Here is a 16158-nt window from a genome sequence, read left to right on the forward strand (position 1 = left end):
TGGAATTCCAGAATGGCAAATCCGACTCGACGCCCGCCCCGCTCGCGACCCCGCAACTCGAGGCATCCTCAGTTCAGGAGGGTCATGCACCGGCCCGTGCGGCGCAGTTGCAGCCCTCGGACGAGGGGCACCCGCGCGGGGGACACAAACAAACAACTCACATCGCGTGCCGAAAATCGGCGTGTCGCACGCATCCGTGGACAGGAAGCACGACTGCGGCCTGTTGAGAACGGCCGCGCACGGGCGGAACTAGCGGCGTCGCCCATCCCGGCGACGTCCACCCCGGCGCCGCTGCAGCACGGCGGCCATGCCGACCCACAGGGCCGTGAGCACGAGGTAGAGCACGCCCGTTCCGGCGTCGCCGCCCGTGAAGGCGAGCGCGGCGAGGCTCGCGAAGACGACCGCCGCCACCCCGCACAGGATCGTGCCGATGAACGGTCGGCCTCCCCCACCGCTCACGGGCGGCCGCCGTCTCGATCGCGGTCGCCGCCGGCCGTGCGCCCCGCGCCCAGAACACCGCCCGACTCCTGCAGGTAGCACACGCCACACAGCGACTCGTAGGCGACCTCTTCGCCGTCGATCGCCACCTGGGCGCCATCGAACGTGAAGCGGTCACCGATGAGCCGCCCGTTGAAGATGGCCTTGCGGCCGCACCGGCAGATGGTCTTCAGCTCTTCGAGGCTGTGGGCCACCTCGAGCAACCGCCGGCTGCCGGGAAAGGCAACGGTCAGAAAGTCGGTGCGGATGCCATAGGCAAGAACAGGGATGCCCTCGAGCAGGGCAATGCGCAACAACCCGTCCACCTGGGCATCCGTCAAAAATTGGGCCTCGTCGACGAGCAGGCAGCTGACGTCTAGCTTGTCGGCGGCCAGCCGCTCGGCGCGATGGCGCTGGAAGAGGTCGTACGAATCGTCGGCACCCGTGATGACGTAGTCGACCTCGCGCGCGACGCCCAGGCGGCTCTGGATGTGGCGGTCGCCCTTCGTGTCGACGGCGGGCTTCGCGAGCAGCACGCTGTGCCCGCGCTCCTCATAGTTGTAGGCCGCCTGCAGGAGCGCCGTCGACTTGCCCGAGTTCATCGCGCCGTAGCGGAAGTAGAGTTTTGCCACGCGGAAAGCCTAGTCGGCGGCACGGCCGGCGCACGACGGGAGGCCCGGACGATCGATATCGTCCGGGCCTCCGTGGTCATCCGGCCACCGTGCGGGGCGGCGGGATGATCGTGTGCGTCGTTCTAGCGGTTGCGTCGCACCCGACGCGTCACGGCGATGACCGCGCCGGCGAGCGCGAGTACGGCGGCACCACCCGCGACGAGCGACACGTCACCCGCACCGGTCGACGGAAGCGTGGCCGGGGTCGGCTTCGGCTTCTCGGGAACGATCACGGCCGCCGGAGTCGGCGTCGAGGTTGCGGTCGGGGTGGGCGTGGGCGTGGGCGTGGGCGTGGGCGTGGGCGTGGGCGTGGGCGTGGGCGTCGGAGTCGGGGTAGGAGTCGGGGTAGGAGTCGGGGTAGGAGTAGGCGTCGGGGTTGGGGTCGGAGTCGCCGTAGGCCTCGGCGTCGGAGTGGGCGTCGGTGTCGGCGTGGGAGTCGGTGTCGGCGTCGGCGTAGGCGTAGGCGTAGGCGTAGGCGTAGGCGTAGGCGTAGGCGTCGGCGTCGGAGTAGGCGTCGGAGTCGGCACGGCCGCAGCACTCACCGAGACCTTGTATCCATCGATGCCGCCCCCACCCAGGATCATCGTCCCGGTTGTGCGCGCGTCGAATCGAAGCTCCGTAACGGGCTTGTCGCTCGCGATGACCAGGGAACCACAGCCACCGGTGCTCGTCGAACATCCGGTCGATATTCCGCTCAGGAAACCGTCGCCATCGTCGAGGAACGTGTTACCGCTCGACGGGCTCATCGCAGCACCGGCGGGGATCGACGACGCCAGCTTCCAGCCGTCGGCCCCGTTTCCGCCACCGAATTCGGCGATATGCACGGACAACCCCGTGACGGGCTTGCTGAAGCTCAGGATGATCTGGCCGTCGTTGCAGGTCTGTCCCCGGCGGCAGCTCGTGGGAACATCGACCCTGACGGACTGTGTCTGATCGGGGTCGATCTGGGGGCTGTACATGCCCGCCGTCGAGTTGCCGAGATTGAGCACGCCGACCTCGTCGAACGTGCGCGAACCACCGGCGAGCGACATCGTCGCCGTCACCCCACCCGGCAGCACGAAGCGAGCCTCTGTCTCGCTGATCTTCTCGACGGACGACGGCTCGGCCGCCAGGGCCGCACTGAGCGCCGGGGCCGTGATCACCGCCCCCAGCAGGATGCCAACAGCTCCGAGCTGCAGGGCGGTCGCCCTCTTTGTGTTTCCGACAGACATACAGATCCCTCTCGTCGATACATTGATATATCAATGCTAGCAAGAAGGACGCCTTGTTCGACAGCGCTCGACGGGATCGCGTCCCGGGATCGAAACGCCCGGCCGCAGACACGAAGAGGCGGCACCCGGCCTCAACCGGATACCGCCTCGAGTTCCGCGCTCGGTCGCGCGGAGGAATGCGCGCGTCAGTCGGCGATCTTCAACGCCTCGGCGGTCGACGCCATGACGGCGCGGGCCTTCTCGGGGTTGTCGTTGAGCGTCTCGCCGTAGGTGGGGATCATCTCGCGGATGCGGGGCTGCCACGAGGCGAGCTCGTCGGGGAAGCAGCGCTTCAGGACATCCAACATGATGGGAACGGCCGTCGAGGCGCCGGGCGAGGCGCCCAGGAGACCCGCGATCGATCCGTCGGCCGCCGCGATGACCTCGGTGCCGAACTGCAGCACGCCGCCCTTCTTCGCGTCCTTCTTCATGACCTGGGCGCGCTGGCCGGCCGTGATGAGGTACCAATCCTCTTCGCGCGCCGTGGGCATGAACTCGCGCAGCGCGTCGAACTTCTTGGCGCGCGACGCCAGAAGCTCGCCGATGAGGTACTTCAAGAGCGACGGATTGTCTTTCGCGACCGCCAGCATGGGCACCAGGTTGTGCGGGCGCACCTGCGTGACGAGGTCGGTGATCGAGCCGTTCTTCAAGAACTTGGGGCTGAAGCCGGCGTAGGGCCCGAACAGCAGGCTGGCCTCGCCGTCGACCACGCGCGTGTCGAGGTGCGGCACCGACATGGGCGGCGCGCCCACGGCGGCCTGGCTGTAGACCTTGGCGGTGTGCTCGGCGACGACCTTCGGGTTGTCGGTGCGCAGGAACTGGCCCGAGATGGGGAAGACGCCGTAACCCTTGACCTCGGGGATGCCCGACTTCTGCAGCAGCTTGAGAGCCCATCCGCCGGCGCCCACGAAGACGAAGCGCGCGTTGATGGTGCCGGGCGTGCGGCCGACCAGGTCGCGGAAGCGGATGCCCCACGTGCCGTCCTTGTGCTTCTTGAGCCCGCGCACCTCGAAGTTGAGGTTGAGGCCCACGCCGCCGTCGGCGACCGCAGCGTCAAAGAGCTTGTGGGTGAGCGCGCCGAAGTCGACGTCGGTGCCCGTGTGCACGCGCGTGGCGGCGAACGGCTCGCCCGCACGGCGCTTCTTCATGAGCAATGGCGCCCACTGATTGATGACGCGGCTGTCTTCGGAGTATTCGATATCACCGAAGAGCGGCTGTTCCTTCAGCGACTCGTAGCGCTTCTTCAGGTATTCGACATCGCGTTCGCCGCGCACGAACGTCATGTGCGGCGCCGTGTTGATGAACGACGACGGGTCGCCCAGCTGCCCCTCTCGCACGAGGTGCGCCCAGAACTGGCGGCTGAGCTGGAACTGCTCGTTGATGCTGATCGCCTTGCCCGGGTCGACCTCGCCGTCGGCGCCCTGGGGCATGTAGTTGAGCTCGCACAGGGCCGCGTGGCCCGTTCCCGCGTTGTTCCACGGGTTGGATGATTCGAGGGCAACGTCGCCCAGTCGCTCGAAGACCTCGATGGTCCAATCGGGCTGCAATTGCTTCAGTAGAACGGCGAGGGTGGCACTCATGATGCCGCCGCCGATGAGGACGACGTCAACCGGCTTTTTATCGGTCATTCCCCTAGCTTATGCCGAGTTTCGTGAGCTCTTCACGCATCCGATCGGCCATCTCGGTGTAGCCCTCGTCGTTGGGGTGCAGGCCGTCTCCCGCCATCCATTCGGGGTGGCCTTCGATCCAGTGCGAGGCACCCGGAATGTAGTCGGCATCGGCCTCTTTCGCGGCATCCTTCACCCAGCCGCTGATCACGCCGAGCGATTCGGGACGGTCGTCGGTGTACCAGAACGGTTCGACCACGATGAGGCGCGCGTCGGGCAGGGCACCGTGCAAGGCGTCGATGTCGCGGTCGATGGCCGCGTGGATGTCATCCGCCCGGCTGTCATACGAGAAATTGTCGTTCAAACCCATCGTCACGAACACGATGTCGGGATCGGCGTCGATGACCTGCTCGACGAGATCGACATCGGGCGTGCGGTTGTTGACGAAGCCCAGGCCGTTGACGCTGGGGTTCACCTCGCGCCAGCCGTTCTCACGGCAGATGACCGTCGACCAGCGGTTGGCGGCATCCGTGGCGCCCGTGCCGAGCGTGTAGGAGTCGCCATAGAACGCGACGACCGGGGCGTCGGCCGGCAGGTCGGGGGCGGGCACGGTGGATGTCGGGCCCGAGGCATCCCCACCGCCCGGTGCACAGCCGGCGAGCGCGAGCGGCACGGCGACGAGTCCCGCGAGGACGGCACCCCAGCGGGAGAGGCGGGAACGCACAGAGGGAGACGACGTCATATCCCTTGTTCGGCGCGGGCGACATGCCGGATTGCGCGCGGCACAAACTGGGGACACGATCGCGCTCAATTCGCCCCGTTTCGCGGGATAGAGTTATCCACACTTCAGGCCCCGAAAGAATCGCGAGGACACCGTGGGCGCTGCCCCGAAACGCCGACGCCTCACGGCGACGCTGGCGATCATCTTCGCGCCGCTGCTCGCCATTGGGAGTGTGTTCGCCATCGTGTTCCTCACGCCGCCGCCCGATCGCAACCCGTTCACCGAGGTGAGCCTCTACGCAGACCCCGACTCGCTTGCGGCCAACGCGGCCTCGGACGCGACACGAGCGGGTCAGGCCGCGAACGCCGCCCTCTACCAACGCCTGGCCGACACCCCGACGGCCATCTGGCTGACGCCCGAGGAATACCCGCGCGGCGAGGTCGGCACCTATGTGCGCCAGGTCACGGGCGATGCGTTCCGCACGGGCCACCTCCCCGTCTTCGTCATCTACGGCGTGCCCAATCGAGACTGCGGCAACGAGTCCTCGGGCGGCCTGTCGAGCACCCAGGACTATTACAGCTGGGTCGGCGAGATCGCGACGGCGGGCCAAGAGAGCTCGGCCGATTCCGAGAAATCCCCCATCTACATCGTCGAACCGGATGCCCTGGCCCTCGCCCAGCAGTGCAACAACGAGTCGCAGCGCGTGGGCGAGGTGCGGTCGGCCGTCGACATCCTGCACAAGGCCGAGGCCACCATCTACCTCGACGGCGGGCACTCGACGTGGCGCAGCGCCGAAGACATGGCTCGCCTGCTGACCGACGCGGGCATCGGCGAAGCGCGCGGTTTCGCCAGCAACGTCTCGAACTACAACGCCGACGACATCGAACACGACTACGCCGAGAAGCTCTCGCAGCTCACGGGCAACAGCCACTACGTGATCGACACCTCGCGCAACGGCAACGGATCGAACGGCGACTGGTGCAACCCGAGCGGCCGCGCCCTCGGAGCCACCCCCGGGATCGTCTCGGACGGCAGCCACCACGACGCCAACCTCTGGATCAAGGCACCGGGCGAAAGCGACGGGCAGTGCAACGGTGGACCGGTCGCGGGCGCCTGGTGGCCGACGTCGGCACTCGAACTCACGCGCAACGCCGGGTGGTAGCCGCGTCACCCGCGCGGGGGGCAAATGATACCGTTTATCACTTGATCCGAGGAATTATGCGTTTTAGCACTTCTCCATTGGTAGCATCGGCCTGATGATGACTCAGGGGGAACGGCGCGTCGCCGTCATAATCGAAGACGACCCGGACATCCGGCACCTGTTGGAGACCGTGCTCACACAGGCCGGTTTCGAGACCGTTTCGACCGGCAACGGGCTGGACGGCGTCCAGGCCGTGCGCGCCTACGACCCCATCGTCACCACGCTCGACGTGAGCCTTCCCGGCATCGACGGCTTCGAGGCCGCCCGCCGCATCCGCGCCTTCTCATCGACCTACATCGTCATGCTCACGGCCATGAACGAGGAGATCGACACCCTGCAGGGGCTCGAGGCGGGCGCCGACGACTATCTGACCAAGCCCTTCCGGCCGCGCGAACTGCGCGCCCGCATCGAGGCCATGTTGCGCCGCCCGCGCGCTGCGGGGTCTCCCCTCGGCAGCGCCGACGCCGTGGCCGTGCAACCCTTCGGCTCGGAATCGAGCGCCCCCGCGGCACCCGGCGTCATCACGCCCGTGAGCGCCCCGCCCGAGCAGACCACCCACACGCCCGCTGCCCCGGCACCCGTCACCTACTCCCCCGCCGCGCCCGCCGCGTCGGCACCGGCTTCGGCGACGCCCGATGCGCCCACCCCGGTCGAATCGGCGGCCAGCCCTGCCGGTGGCTCCGCCGCAGCGCATCTCGACGATGCGCCCGCCGCACCCGGGTCGACCGATGCCGATGCCGCCCCCGCATCCGCCGCCCACACCCAGACCGAGGGATGGCTGACCCACAACGGGCTGCGCCTGCACCCCGAGATGCGCATCGTCGAGCTCGACAAAAAAGAAGTGGACCTCACGCGCAGCGAATTCGACCTGATCCACGCGCTCATGGAATCGAATCGACGCGTGCGCTCGAAGGCCGACCTGGCGCTGCTGCTGCGCGGCGAGAGCTACGTCACCGCCTATTACATCAATGAAGCCGACAAACGCGTCGTCGAAGTGCACATGGGCAACCTGCGGCGCAAATTGGGCGACAGCATCACCTCGCCGCGCTGGATCGAGACCGTGCGCGGTGTCGGCTATCGCCTGGCCGCGGTCGAGGCCTGACGCTCCGACGATACACACCATGAAGCCCCGCTCCTGGCGGGGCTTTTGTGTGCCCGGCGGGGCGAGGAGGGATGCGGCGGGTACGACGGGGATACTCGGCGGGCACGACGGGGATGCTCGACGGGTACGACAGAGATGCTCGACGGGTACGACAGAGATGCTCGACGGGTACGACAGAGATGCCCGGCGGGTACGACGAGGAGCGCTCGGCGGGAGCTGCGGCGAATCTGGCGGAGTCGCGGGGGCGAACGGGGAAAAGCGGGGAAGAACGGCGAGGGGGAGATCCGCGGCGGTGGCTGGGAGCATCCGCGGCGGGTGTTGCGGTCTTGCGTCTTGCGGTGGTGCGGGCTTGCGGTGGTGCGGGCGACGGCCGGGGAGCCGTCCAGGAGCGAGAGAAGCTCAGGAAGCGCTTGTGCCGGCGGGCTCGGGATGCTCGAGCATCCAGATCAGCTCGGCACAGGTCAGGCCGCCCAGTTCGTGCAGGCGGGCCACGTGCTTCTCAGCTCCGGCCACGTCGCGGCGTTTGACGGCCGAGTGGATGAGCCCCGCGGCGGCCTCGAGCATCATCGCGCCGATCATCGTGGAGGAGGAGCGGATGGAGAGGAGCACGACATCCGCGTCTTGCAGATTGTTGGTGGTGAGGGCCTGTTGCAGGCGTTCGGTGCGCGGTGTCCACAGGCTCACGAAGTCGAGGACGAAGCGCCGCTGACTCGCGGCGTCCCCCGACAGGTGGTCGAGGAGCCGCGAGTAGCGGTGGTGTTCGATGTATCTGGTCTGGATCAAACTTTGTAGCCTCGCTGACGACGGATCAATTTGGTGAACATGCTGAGGGTCTGCAGCACGGTGATGACGCCCAGGATAGGCCAGCCGATCCACAGCACGGTGGACTGCACGACCACCGAGAGCTGGAACCAGGTGAAAACCAGTACCGCGAAGATGGCGACGGCCACGACGAGGGGCACGAGGTAGGCCTGTCCGGCACCGCGCTCGGCCTTGGCCTGGGCGGCCCAGTTGTCGACCTGCTTGCGGCTGGCGAACTTGGTCCAGGCGCGGACGAAGTGTCCGAGGCGCACGATCATGTAGATCTCGGCCGGGATGTACAGCGCGGCGAACAGGATGTCCTTGGCGTTGCGGTTCTTCATCGACAGCGCCACGCGCAGGTTGAGCAGCGTGGCCGTGATCGGCGGGATGAGCCAGATCGGGCTGAAGACGAAGGCGCTGATCGAGAGCGATGCGACGAGCAGCGTGACGAAGAGCAGGCGGCTGAACATGTTGATCAGCATGGAGAAGTGCTCGAACCAGCGCAGGCGCAGGTTGGGGTGGAACGGCTGGCCCTTGGTGTCGCCGCGCTGGCCGGGCCACATGAGCTCGATGGCGCCGAAGTTCCACTTCACCTGCTGGGCGTCGAGGCCGCGCAGGGTGGTCATGCCGCCGACGTTGGCGCGGGACTGGGCGCTGATCTTGGTCAGGTAGCCGGCGCTCTTGATCTGCAGCGAGAGGAGCGAATCCTCGACCTCGGAGTCCTTCACCCACGGGGTGGCCTGGTGGTTCTCGACCATCACCTCGCGCAGCGTCTTGACGGCGAAGATGGAGAACTGGCCGCCGAGCACGGCCATGTTGCGGCCCTTCAGCATGTTCTGCATGTTGAAGGCGGCGAACTGGGCGCGCTGGCCGGCGATGAGGAACGAGGGGATGACGCCCTTCATGTCGCTGTCGTCGATCGAGTAGATCGCCGAGATGCCACCGATGCGGCTGTCCGAGGCGATCTCGGCTTCGAGCTGCTCGACGGCGATGGGCTCGGCCGTGGTGTCGCCGTCGACACCGAGCAGGTAGTCGCAGCCCTCGACGAGCGAGAAGCCGTAGTTCAGGGCGCCGACCTTCTTGTCCTTGTTCTCGCCGATGTCGTGCACGTAGATCTCGGTGCTCTGCTTGCCCTCGCCCTGGCCGCGGGTGTGCGGGCCGGCGTAGTGGCTGGCGATCTCGACGGTGTCGTCGGTCGTGTTGTTGACGATCACGTGGATGACGTCGGGGATGCGCGTCTGGTTCAGCAGCGAATCCAGCACCGATGCGATGGACTCGGCCTCGTTGTAGGCCGGGATGATGCAGCCGATGGTCGGCTTGTAGGTGGGCAGCGCTTCGACCGACTCCATGAAGTCGGCGGCGTAGGCCTCGAGGTCAGGGTCGATCTCGACGCGGGAAGAGACGTAGGGGTTCTCGTTCGTTGCCATGATGGGTTCCGGCAATGCTTTCTCGGGTGTCGGATTGGACATTGCCTACTCCATTCGTTTGAGGGTTCGGATAGATGCTGAGCGGGTCGAGCTGAAGTCTGGGGTTCGTGCTGGTGTTTCCGTGGCACTTCGGGGTGCTGTTTAGAGTCTCCACGGCCCACCACAGGGTTTGCGCGAGGATCGGCTAGGATCGCGTCAAGACTTGCTCAAGATTTGCTCAGCTCCGGTCGGGGCCCGAAACCCGAGACCAGCTCATACCTCCCGGGGGGACCCCATGCCGTTGCGCCGACGACTCGTCAGCACCGCACTCGCCGCCGTCGTTGTCGCGTCGCTGACCGCCTGCGGCACGCCGCCGTGGATGACGGGGCGCACCCCCTCGGCCACGCCGTCGGCCACGCCCACCGCTGTCGCCATCCCCACGCCCACGCCCGTTCCCACGATCGAGACGATCCAGAACGACCTCGCGGCGGGCAGCACCAAGCGCAACCTCGGGGCCGGCAACATCAACATCACGGTCGACTATTTCTCGACGCTCATGATGAACGAATGGACGGCCGGGGCCAACAAGCCCATCAGCTTCTCGCTCACCGCCGCGTTGGCGACGGACGACGATGGGCAGGACATCTTCCTGTCGCGCGTGAGCGTGACGACGTCGGTGCAGGGCAAGGGTGGCGTATCGCTGCCCGCTCCGGGGGCGTTGAGCGACCAGGCATCCGTGGCGCCCGGCTACCTCGTGAAGTCGCCCTACAGCTACAGCCAGACGTTCGTGCTGCCGGCCGTGGATGCCGCGGCCACCGAGGTCACTTTGTCGTTCACGTATGAGCTGCTGCTGCAGACCACGCCCACGTCGAGCGAATACGCCAAGCAGACCGCGACCGACACGCTGACGATCGCCATCGCGCCGTAGCTCGCTGATCAGCGCAGGGCCGCGAACGACTGCGAACGGTTGCCGCCGGCGGCCTTCGCCGCGCGCAGAGCCGCCTTCACCTGGTCGGAGAGCGTGGCGTAATCGGCCGGGCCGCGCGTCGTCGTCGCCACACCGAAACTGGCCGAGATGCGAATTCCGGTCACGCGATCGAGGGGCTGATCGACGAGCGCCGTCTGCACCCGCTCGATGAGGGGCTGCACCTCGCGCTCGTGATTGATGATCGCGAGGATCGTGAAGCGGCCGCCGCCGTTGTGGCCGATGATCGCCGACAACGGCGCCTGTTCGCGCAGCGCCGCCGCGAACCGCGCGATGGCCTGATCGCCGAGCGAGCGGCTGAAGGCGTTGTTGAGGTCGGTGAGGTTGTCGACCTCGGCGCCGATCATGGCGATGGGCTGCTTCTGCATGCGCGCGCGCTCGACGCGGTCCTCGGCCCCGCGGGCGAAGGCGCCGTCGCTCAGAACGCCCATCGAGAACTGCGCCTCATCGGCCGAGCCGCGACCGCGGCCCAAGAAGCCGCCTGGGCGTTGGCTCGACCATTCGGCACGCAGGATCGACATCGAGAGCGCCGCCGACAGGGTGAGCAGCGTGGCGACGAACGTCGTGATGAGGGTGTTGAAGTAGGTCTGGAACACGTCGCTGAGGGGGCCCAGGGTGAGGAAGACGGCGAGGCGGGTGCCGTAGAAGACAGCGACCGTCCACAGCACGGCCGACAGGATGCGCGCGTTGATCTTGTCGTTCAGGCGGCCGCGCAGCGTCTCGATGCCGCCGAGCGCCGCGAAGAGGGCCACTCCCCCGAGCTGGCTCTCGCCACCAGCCCAGTCGCCGCCGTTCGGGCCGTAGAGGACCGCGTTCGCGGCCACGAGGAGGGCGGCGATGCCGACGATGAAGAACCACGAGCGGCGGCCGTTGAAGACACGCGCACCCGACCACATGGCCCCGATCGAGGTGACGAAAGCCGCGTTGCCGATGGCCACGGCCCACCAGGCATCCGGGATGCTTCCCCAGACGGCGTAGCTCAATGCCGTGAGCATGCCCATGACGAACGCGATCGACCACAGGCGGCCCACGGGGTCGTTGCGACGCAGGGCCGTGTTCAACACGAAGGACACGCCGCACAGCACGACGACGAGGCCGTTGACGACAAGCAGCGTGTTCAGGTCGAGATTCATGAGGGCCTTTCGCGCTCAGGCGCCCAGGACAGCCTGGCGGGGCAGCGTGACGATGATGGTCGTGCCCTCTCCCGGGATGCTTTCGACCTGGACCTGGCCGTTGTGTTGTTCGATGATGTTGCGGGTGATGTTGAGCCCGAGGCCCGTGCCGTGCACACTCGATTGCCGCACCGAGTCGGCCCGATAGAACTTCTCGAACAGCCCCTTCTGCTCCTCGGCCGACATGCCGATGCCGGTGTCGGCGACGCGCAGGGTGACGGTGTCGTCGGTCTCGGAGATGCTCACCATGACGATGCCGTTCTCGGTGTTGTACTTGATGGCGTTCGAGACGAGGTTGTCGATCACCTGGCGCAGGCGGAAGCCGTCGGCCTGCAACACGATGCCGGGATCGGCGACGGTCTCGAGCGTGATGCCGCGCTCCGATGCCGCGGGTCGCAGGCCCTCGAGCGACTGTTCGACGACCTGGTTCAGGTCGGTGCGGCTGAACGTGAGCAGGTAGAGGTGCTCCGAGTCGGCGGCCGTCGTGAGCAGATCGGCCACGAGGGCGAGCATGCGGTCGGCGTTGTTCAGCGCGACCTCGATCATGGCGCGCGAGTCCTCGTCGACGCTCTCCGAGTCGAGCACCAACTCGAGATAACCCAGGATGGAGGTGAGCGGCGTTCGCAGTTCGTGCGACACCGAGGCCACCAGGTCGTCGCGCGCTTTGATGGCTTTCAGCTCGGTCGTGACGTCGCGCGACACGATGACCGACCCGTCGCGTTCGCCCTTCTCGGAGACGAGCTGGCGGCCCGAGAACGAGTGCGCCGTCGAGGGACTGTCGGGCGACGCCATCCACACCGTGACGTTGTCGAACGTCTCGCCGTGCATGGCCCGGGTCGACGGACGCTGTTCGACCGAGAGCGGGGTCGTGCGGTCCTCGCCGTAGAGGTTGGAGATGAACGAGGTTCCCTCGAGGGCGCCGTATTGGTCGAGCAGGCGCCGGTAGGGCTCGTTCGAGATGGTGACGCGGCCCACATCGTCGAAGCCGACGACACCGAAGTTGACGGCGTTGAGCACTTCGTCGAGCGTGCGCTTGTCGCGGCGGGCCCGGGACAGCGCGTCCTCGAGGAGCAGGGCCTGTTGGCGCAGGAGCGTGCGCTGGGCGCGCGAGCGTTTGGCGGTGAGGTAGGCCGTGGTCGAGACGAAGAAGAACGTGATGGGCAGCACCAAGAGGCGCGGGAGGTCGTCGACCTGCAGGTCGCCGGGGCTGAGCGCCGCCGACATCCAGAGATAGAGGGATGCGAGGAACGGCGCCACGACCGCGGCCGTGAACCCGAAGTAGGTCGACAACCAGATGATGGGGAAGACCATGAAGAGGGAGGCCGCGAGCGCGGGTTCGCCCTCGCGGAGGAACGCGAGGGCGATGAGGTCGAGCAGCGGCAGCACGATGACGACGGCCCGCGGCACCAGGCCCCAGGGGATCACCGCCGACAGCACGGTCGAGACGAAGACGACGCCCGCGCCGATGAGGAACATCGGCGACGACGCCGTCTCGGGACTCAAGACGATGACCACGCAGACGAGGATGAGCACGGCGACGGACAGCAGCAGCTGCGTCAGGAAGACGTTTCTCTCGAGCCTCTCGCGTTGCCCGGCCAATTCCTCGACGGGCGCGGCGGAAGTGGTCATTGCATGAGACTAGCTCAGACGGCGGCGACGCGTGCGGCGATGAGTTCGGCGATCTGGACGGCGTTGAGGGCGGCGCCCTTGCGCAGGTTGTCGTTGCTGATGAACAGCGCCAGGCCGCGGCCGGCCGGGGCACTCTGGTCGGCGCGGATGCGCCCGACGAACGACGGGTCCTGCCCGGCAGCCTCGAGTGGCGTGGGCACATCGCTGAGCTGCACGCCCGGCGCGTCGGACAGCAGTTCGGTGGCGCGCTCGGGGGTGAGCTCGCGCTCGAACTCGACGTTGATCGAGAGCGAGTGACCGGTGAAGACGGGGACGCGCACACAGGTGCCCGAGACGAGCAATTCGGGCAGCTCGAGGATCTTGCGGCTCTCGTTGCGCAGTTTCTTCTCTTCGTCCGTCTCGTTGTCGCCGTCGTCGACGAGGTTGCCCGCGAAGGGGATGACGTCGAAGGCGATGGGCCGCACGTAGTTGACGGGTTCGGGCAGCTCGACCGCGCGGCCGTCGTGCACGAGGCCGAGAAGGTTGGGGGATGCCGTGGCCACACGAATCTGCGTGGCCAATTCTTCGGCGCCCGCCAGTCCCGAACCCGAGACGGCCTGGTAGGTGGAGACGATGAGGCGCTGCAGGCCCGCTTCGGCGTCGAGCACCTTGAGCACGGGCATGGCGGCCATGGTGGTGCAGTTCGGGTTGGCGATGATGCCCTTGGCGGCCTGGTCGATGGCGTGCGGGTTGACCTCGCTGACGACGAGCGGCACCTCGGGGTCCATGCGCCAAGCGCTGGAGTTGTCGATGACGGTGGCGCCGGCCTCGGCGAAGCGGGGTGCGTGGGCGCGTGAACCGGTGGCGCCGGCCGAGAAGAGTGCGATGTCGAGCCCCGAGGGGTCGGCCGTGGCCACGTCTTCGACGACGATGTCTTCTCCCGCGAAGCGGATGGTGGTGCCGGCGGATCGCGCGGTGGCGAAGAAGCGGATGCTGGCGAGCGGGAACCCGCGCTCTTCGAGCAGTTGGCGCATGACGCGTCCGACCTGTCCGGTGGCGCCGACGATGCCGACGTGTACTCCTGTTGCCATGGCGGGGACCTCGCTTGTTCGGGGAGTGGGGTTCTCGGGGTGGTGCGGTGCGGCGCTCTTAGCGGCCGGTGCCCGCGTAGACGATCGCCTCTTCGTCGGCGTCGAGGTCGAATGCGGCGTGCAGCACGCGCGCGGCGTCGTTGACGCTGTCGGCGCGCGTGACGACGCTGATGCGGATCTCGGAGGTCGAAATCATCTCGATGTTGATCGAGGCGAGGTGCAGGGCCTCAAAGAGTTTGGCGGAGACGCCCGTGTTGGTGCGCATGCCGGCGCCGACGAGGGCGAGCTTGCCGATCTGGTCGTCGTGCTGCAGGCCGAGGAACCCGACTTCGCCCTGGTCGGCTTGCAGGGCCTTGAGCACCGCCTGGGCTTCGGATTTGGGCAGCGTGAACGAGATGTCGGTGAGCCCGGTCGCGGCGGCGGACACGTTCTGCACGATCATGTCGACGTTGGCGTTGGTTTTGGCGACGATCTTGAAGATCTGGGCGGCTTTGCCGGGGACGTCGGGAACGCCGACGACCGTGATCTTGGCTTCGGAGAGGTCGGTCGCGATGCCGGTGACGATGGGCTGTTCCACCTGTTCGCCTTCTTTCGGGTTGATGACGAGGGTTCCCTCGTTGTTGTTGAACGACGACCGCACGTGCAGGGTGACACCGTGGCGTCGAGCGTACTCCACGGCGCGGATGTAGAGCACTTTCGCGCCGGCCGCTGCGAGTTCGAGCATCTCTTCGCTCGTGATGGTCTGGATTTTGCGGGCCCGCGGCACGACGCGGGGGTCCATGGTGAAGATGCCGTCGACGTCGGTGTAGATCTCGCAGACGTCGGCCCCGAGGGCGGCGGCGAGGGCCACGGCCGTGGTGTCGGAGCCGCCGCGGCCGAGGGTGGTGATGTCCCGCGTGTCGCGGTTGAAGCCCTGGAAGCCGGCGACGATGACGATGGAGCCTTCGTCGAGGGCTTCGCGCAGGCGCACGGGCGTGACGTCGACGATGCGGGCGGCGCCGTGCTGCGCGTCGGTGATCATGCCGGCTTGACTGCCGGTGAACGAGCGCGCGTCGTAGCCCATGCTCTTGATGGCCATGGCGAGGAGCGCCATGCTGATGCGTTCTCCGCTCGAGAGCAGCATGTCGAGCTCGCGGGGCTCGGGCAGCGGCGTGACCTGGTGGGCGAGGTCGAGGAGTTCGTCGGTGGTGTCTCCCATGGCGGAGACGGCGACGACGACGTCGTTTCCGGCGCGGCGTGTTTCGACGATCCGCTTGGCGACGCGTTTGATGCTTTCGGCGTCGGCGACGGATGATCCGCCGAACTTCTGCACGATGAGGCTCACGTGGTTCTCCTGTGGGGGCGTGGGGCCGGGGCCCGAATCACCATTGTAGGGGCGACGACATGTCGCTTCGTCAATGTGTCGGTGGCCCTCACGCCGCGGTCCCGTTGCTCGACGGAACGCTGACGTCCCGGGGTGCGGCGGGCCTATTTGACGACGGTGCGGCCTTCGAAGGCGCGCCCGAGGGTGACTTCGTCGGCGTATTCGAGGTCACCGCCGACGGGGAGCCCGGAGGCGAGGCGTGTGATGCGCATGCCGAGGGGGCTGAGCAGGCGGGAGAGGTAGGTGGCGGTCGCTTCGCCTTCGAGGTTGGGGTCGGTGGCGATGATGACTTCGGTGACGGTGTCGTCGGCGAGGCGCTGCATGAGTTGGCGGATGCGGAGGTCGTCGGGACCGATTCCGTCGATGGGGCTGATGGCGCCGCCGAGCACGTGGTAGCGGCCCCGGAATTCGCGGGTGCGTTCGATGGCGACGACGTCTTTGGCTTCTTCGACGACGCAGATGAGGCTGAGGTCACGACGCGGGTCGCGGCAGATGGAGCAGGTCTCTTGTTCGGCGACGTTTCCGCAGATGACGCAGAAGTGCACTTTGTCACGCACGATCGTGAGGAGTTCTGCCAGGTGCGCCACGTCGAATGTTTCGGTCTGCACGATGTGGAACGCGATGCGTTGTGCCGATTTCGGGCCGATGCCGGGCAGGCGGCCGAATTCGTCAATGAGTTCTTGAACGATTCCTTCGTACATTG

The 16158-nt window shown here is 67.2% G+C and carries 15 protein-coding genes; 3 read left to right on the forward strand and 12 right to left on the reverse strand.

The window, feature by feature from the left end:
• Positions 1 to 249 precede the first annotated feature (249 nt).
• The 5 genes from ACUWEX_RS11600 to ACUWEX_RS11620 form a co-directional block, all read right to left on the reverse strand.
• Positions 250 to 459 carry a hypothetical protein gene (locus ACUWEX_RS11600; protein ID WP_079728118.1) on the reverse strand — a complete coding sequence of 70 codons (210 nt, stop codon included), beginning with the start codon at positions 457 to 459 and terminating at the stop codon, positions 250 to 252.
• The gene (locus ACUWEX_RS11605; RefSeq protein WP_445996358.1) at positions 456 to 1109 is read right to left on the reverse strand and encodes a thymidine kinase; all 654 of its coding nucleotides are present in this window, start codon (positions 1107 to 1109) and stop codon (positions 456 to 458) included. Before ACUWEX_RS11605 ends, ACUWEX_RS11600 begins: the two co-directional genes overlap by 4 nt.
• Positions 1110 to 1231: 122 nt before the next feature.
• Positions 1232 to 2359 carry an LPXTG cell wall anchor domain-containing protein gene (locus tag ACUWEX_RS11610; protein ID WP_445996359.1) on the reverse strand — a complete coding sequence of 376 codons (1128 nt, stop codon included), beginning with the start codon at positions 2357 to 2359 and terminating at the stop codon, positions 1232 to 1234.
• Positions 2360 to 2544: 185 nt separating this feature from the next.
• Positions 2545 to 4026 carry a malate:quinone oxidoreductase gene (locus tag ACUWEX_RS11615; protein ID WP_445996360.1) on the reverse strand — a complete coding sequence of 494 codons (1482 nt, stop codon included), beginning with the start codon at positions 4024 to 4026 and terminating at the stop codon, positions 2545 to 2547.
• Positions 4027 to 4030: 4 nt separating this feature from the next.
• Entirely contained in the window at positions 4031 to 4729 is a 699-nt protein-coding gene (locus ACUWEX_RS11620) for an SGNH/GDSL hydrolase family protein (RefSeq protein ID WP_234991136.1), read from the reverse strand.
• 151 nt (positions 4730 to 4880) lie between these two features.
• Here ACUWEX_RS11620 and ACUWEX_RS11625 point away from each other — a divergent pair, with 151 nt between their 5' ends.
• Positions 4881 to 5888 (forward strand): glycoside hydrolase family 6 protein, encoded by a 1008-nt coding sequence (locus ACUWEX_RS11625; protein ID WP_445996361.1) that lies wholly within the window; start codon positions 4881 to 4883, stop codon positions 5886 to 5888.
• A gap of 94 nt (positions 5889 to 5982) precedes the next feature.
• Positions 5983 to 7029, forward strand: coding sequence for a response regulator transcription factor (locus tag ACUWEX_RS11630; RefSeq protein WP_079728112.1), 1047 nt, complete (start codon positions 5983 to 5985; stop codon positions 7027 to 7029).
• A gap of 399 nt (positions 7030 to 7428) precedes the next feature.
• Here the strand turns inward: ACUWEX_RS11630 and ACUWEX_RS11635 are convergent, their stop codons facing one another.
• Both ACUWEX_RS11635 and ACUWEX_RS11640 read right to left on the reverse strand, forming a co-directional pair.
• Positions 7429 to 7812, reverse strand: coding sequence for a hypothetical protein (locus tag ACUWEX_RS11635; protein ID WP_445996362.1), 384 nt, complete (start codon positions 7810 to 7812; stop codon positions 7429 to 7431).
• Positions 7809 to 9257, reverse strand: a complete 1449-nt coding sequence (locus tag ACUWEX_RS11640; protein ID WP_079728462.1) for a glycosyltransferase family 2 protein — start codon at positions 9255 to 9257, stop codon at positions 7809 to 7811. The genes ACUWEX_RS11635 and ACUWEX_RS11640 overlap by 4 nt, the downstream gene beginning before the upstream one ends.
• 274 nt (positions 9258 to 9531) lie before the next feature.
• Between ACUWEX_RS11640 and ACUWEX_RS11645 the strand changes: the two genes are divergently transcribed.
• Positions 9532 to 10164 carry a hypothetical protein gene (locus tag ACUWEX_RS11645; protein WP_445996363.1) on the forward strand — a complete coding sequence of 211 codons (633 nt, stop codon included), beginning with the start codon at positions 9532 to 9534 and terminating at the stop codon, positions 10162 to 10164.
• An 8-nt stretch (positions 10165 to 10172) separates the two neighbouring features.
• Here ACUWEX_RS11645 and ACUWEX_RS11650 read toward each other — a convergent pair whose 3' ends face one another.
• The 5 genes from ACUWEX_RS11650 to recR form a co-directional block, all read right to left on the reverse strand.
• Positions 10173 to 11354, reverse strand: a complete 1182-nt coding sequence (locus ACUWEX_RS11650) for a diguanylate cyclase (protein ID WP_079728108.1) — start codon at positions 11352 to 11354, stop codon at positions 10173 to 10175.
• Between the two features lie 15 nt (positions 11355 to 11369).
• Positions 11370 to 13022 carry a sensor histidine kinase gene (locus ACUWEX_RS11655; RefSeq protein ID WP_445996364.1) on the reverse strand — a complete coding sequence of 551 codons (1653 nt, stop codon included), beginning with the start codon at positions 13020 to 13022 and terminating at the stop codon, positions 11370 to 11372.
• A 14-nt stretch (positions 13023 to 13036) separates the two neighbouring features.
• Positions 13037 to 14092, reverse strand: a complete 1056-nt coding sequence (locus tag ACUWEX_RS11660) for an aspartate-semialdehyde dehydrogenase (protein WP_445996365.1) — start codon at positions 14090 to 14092, stop codon at positions 13037 to 13039.
• A gap of 58 nt (positions 14093 to 14150) precedes the next feature.
• On the reverse strand, positions 14151 to 15416 hold the full coding sequence (locus ACUWEX_RS11665) for an aspartate kinase (protein ID WP_077055147.1): 1266 nt from the start codon (positions 15414 to 15416) through the stop codon (positions 14151 to 14153).
• Between the two features lie 143 nt (positions 15417 to 15559).
• Positions 15560 to 16156: a recombination mediator RecR gene (gene recR / locus ACUWEX_RS11670; RefSeq protein ID WP_079728105.1), complete on the reverse strand. Its 597-nt coding sequence runs from the start codon at positions 16154 to 16156 to the stop codon at positions 15560 to 15562.
• Positions 16157 to 16158 lie beyond the last annotated feature (2 nt).

It is taken from the genome of Okibacterium fritillariae, assembly GCF_052783725.1.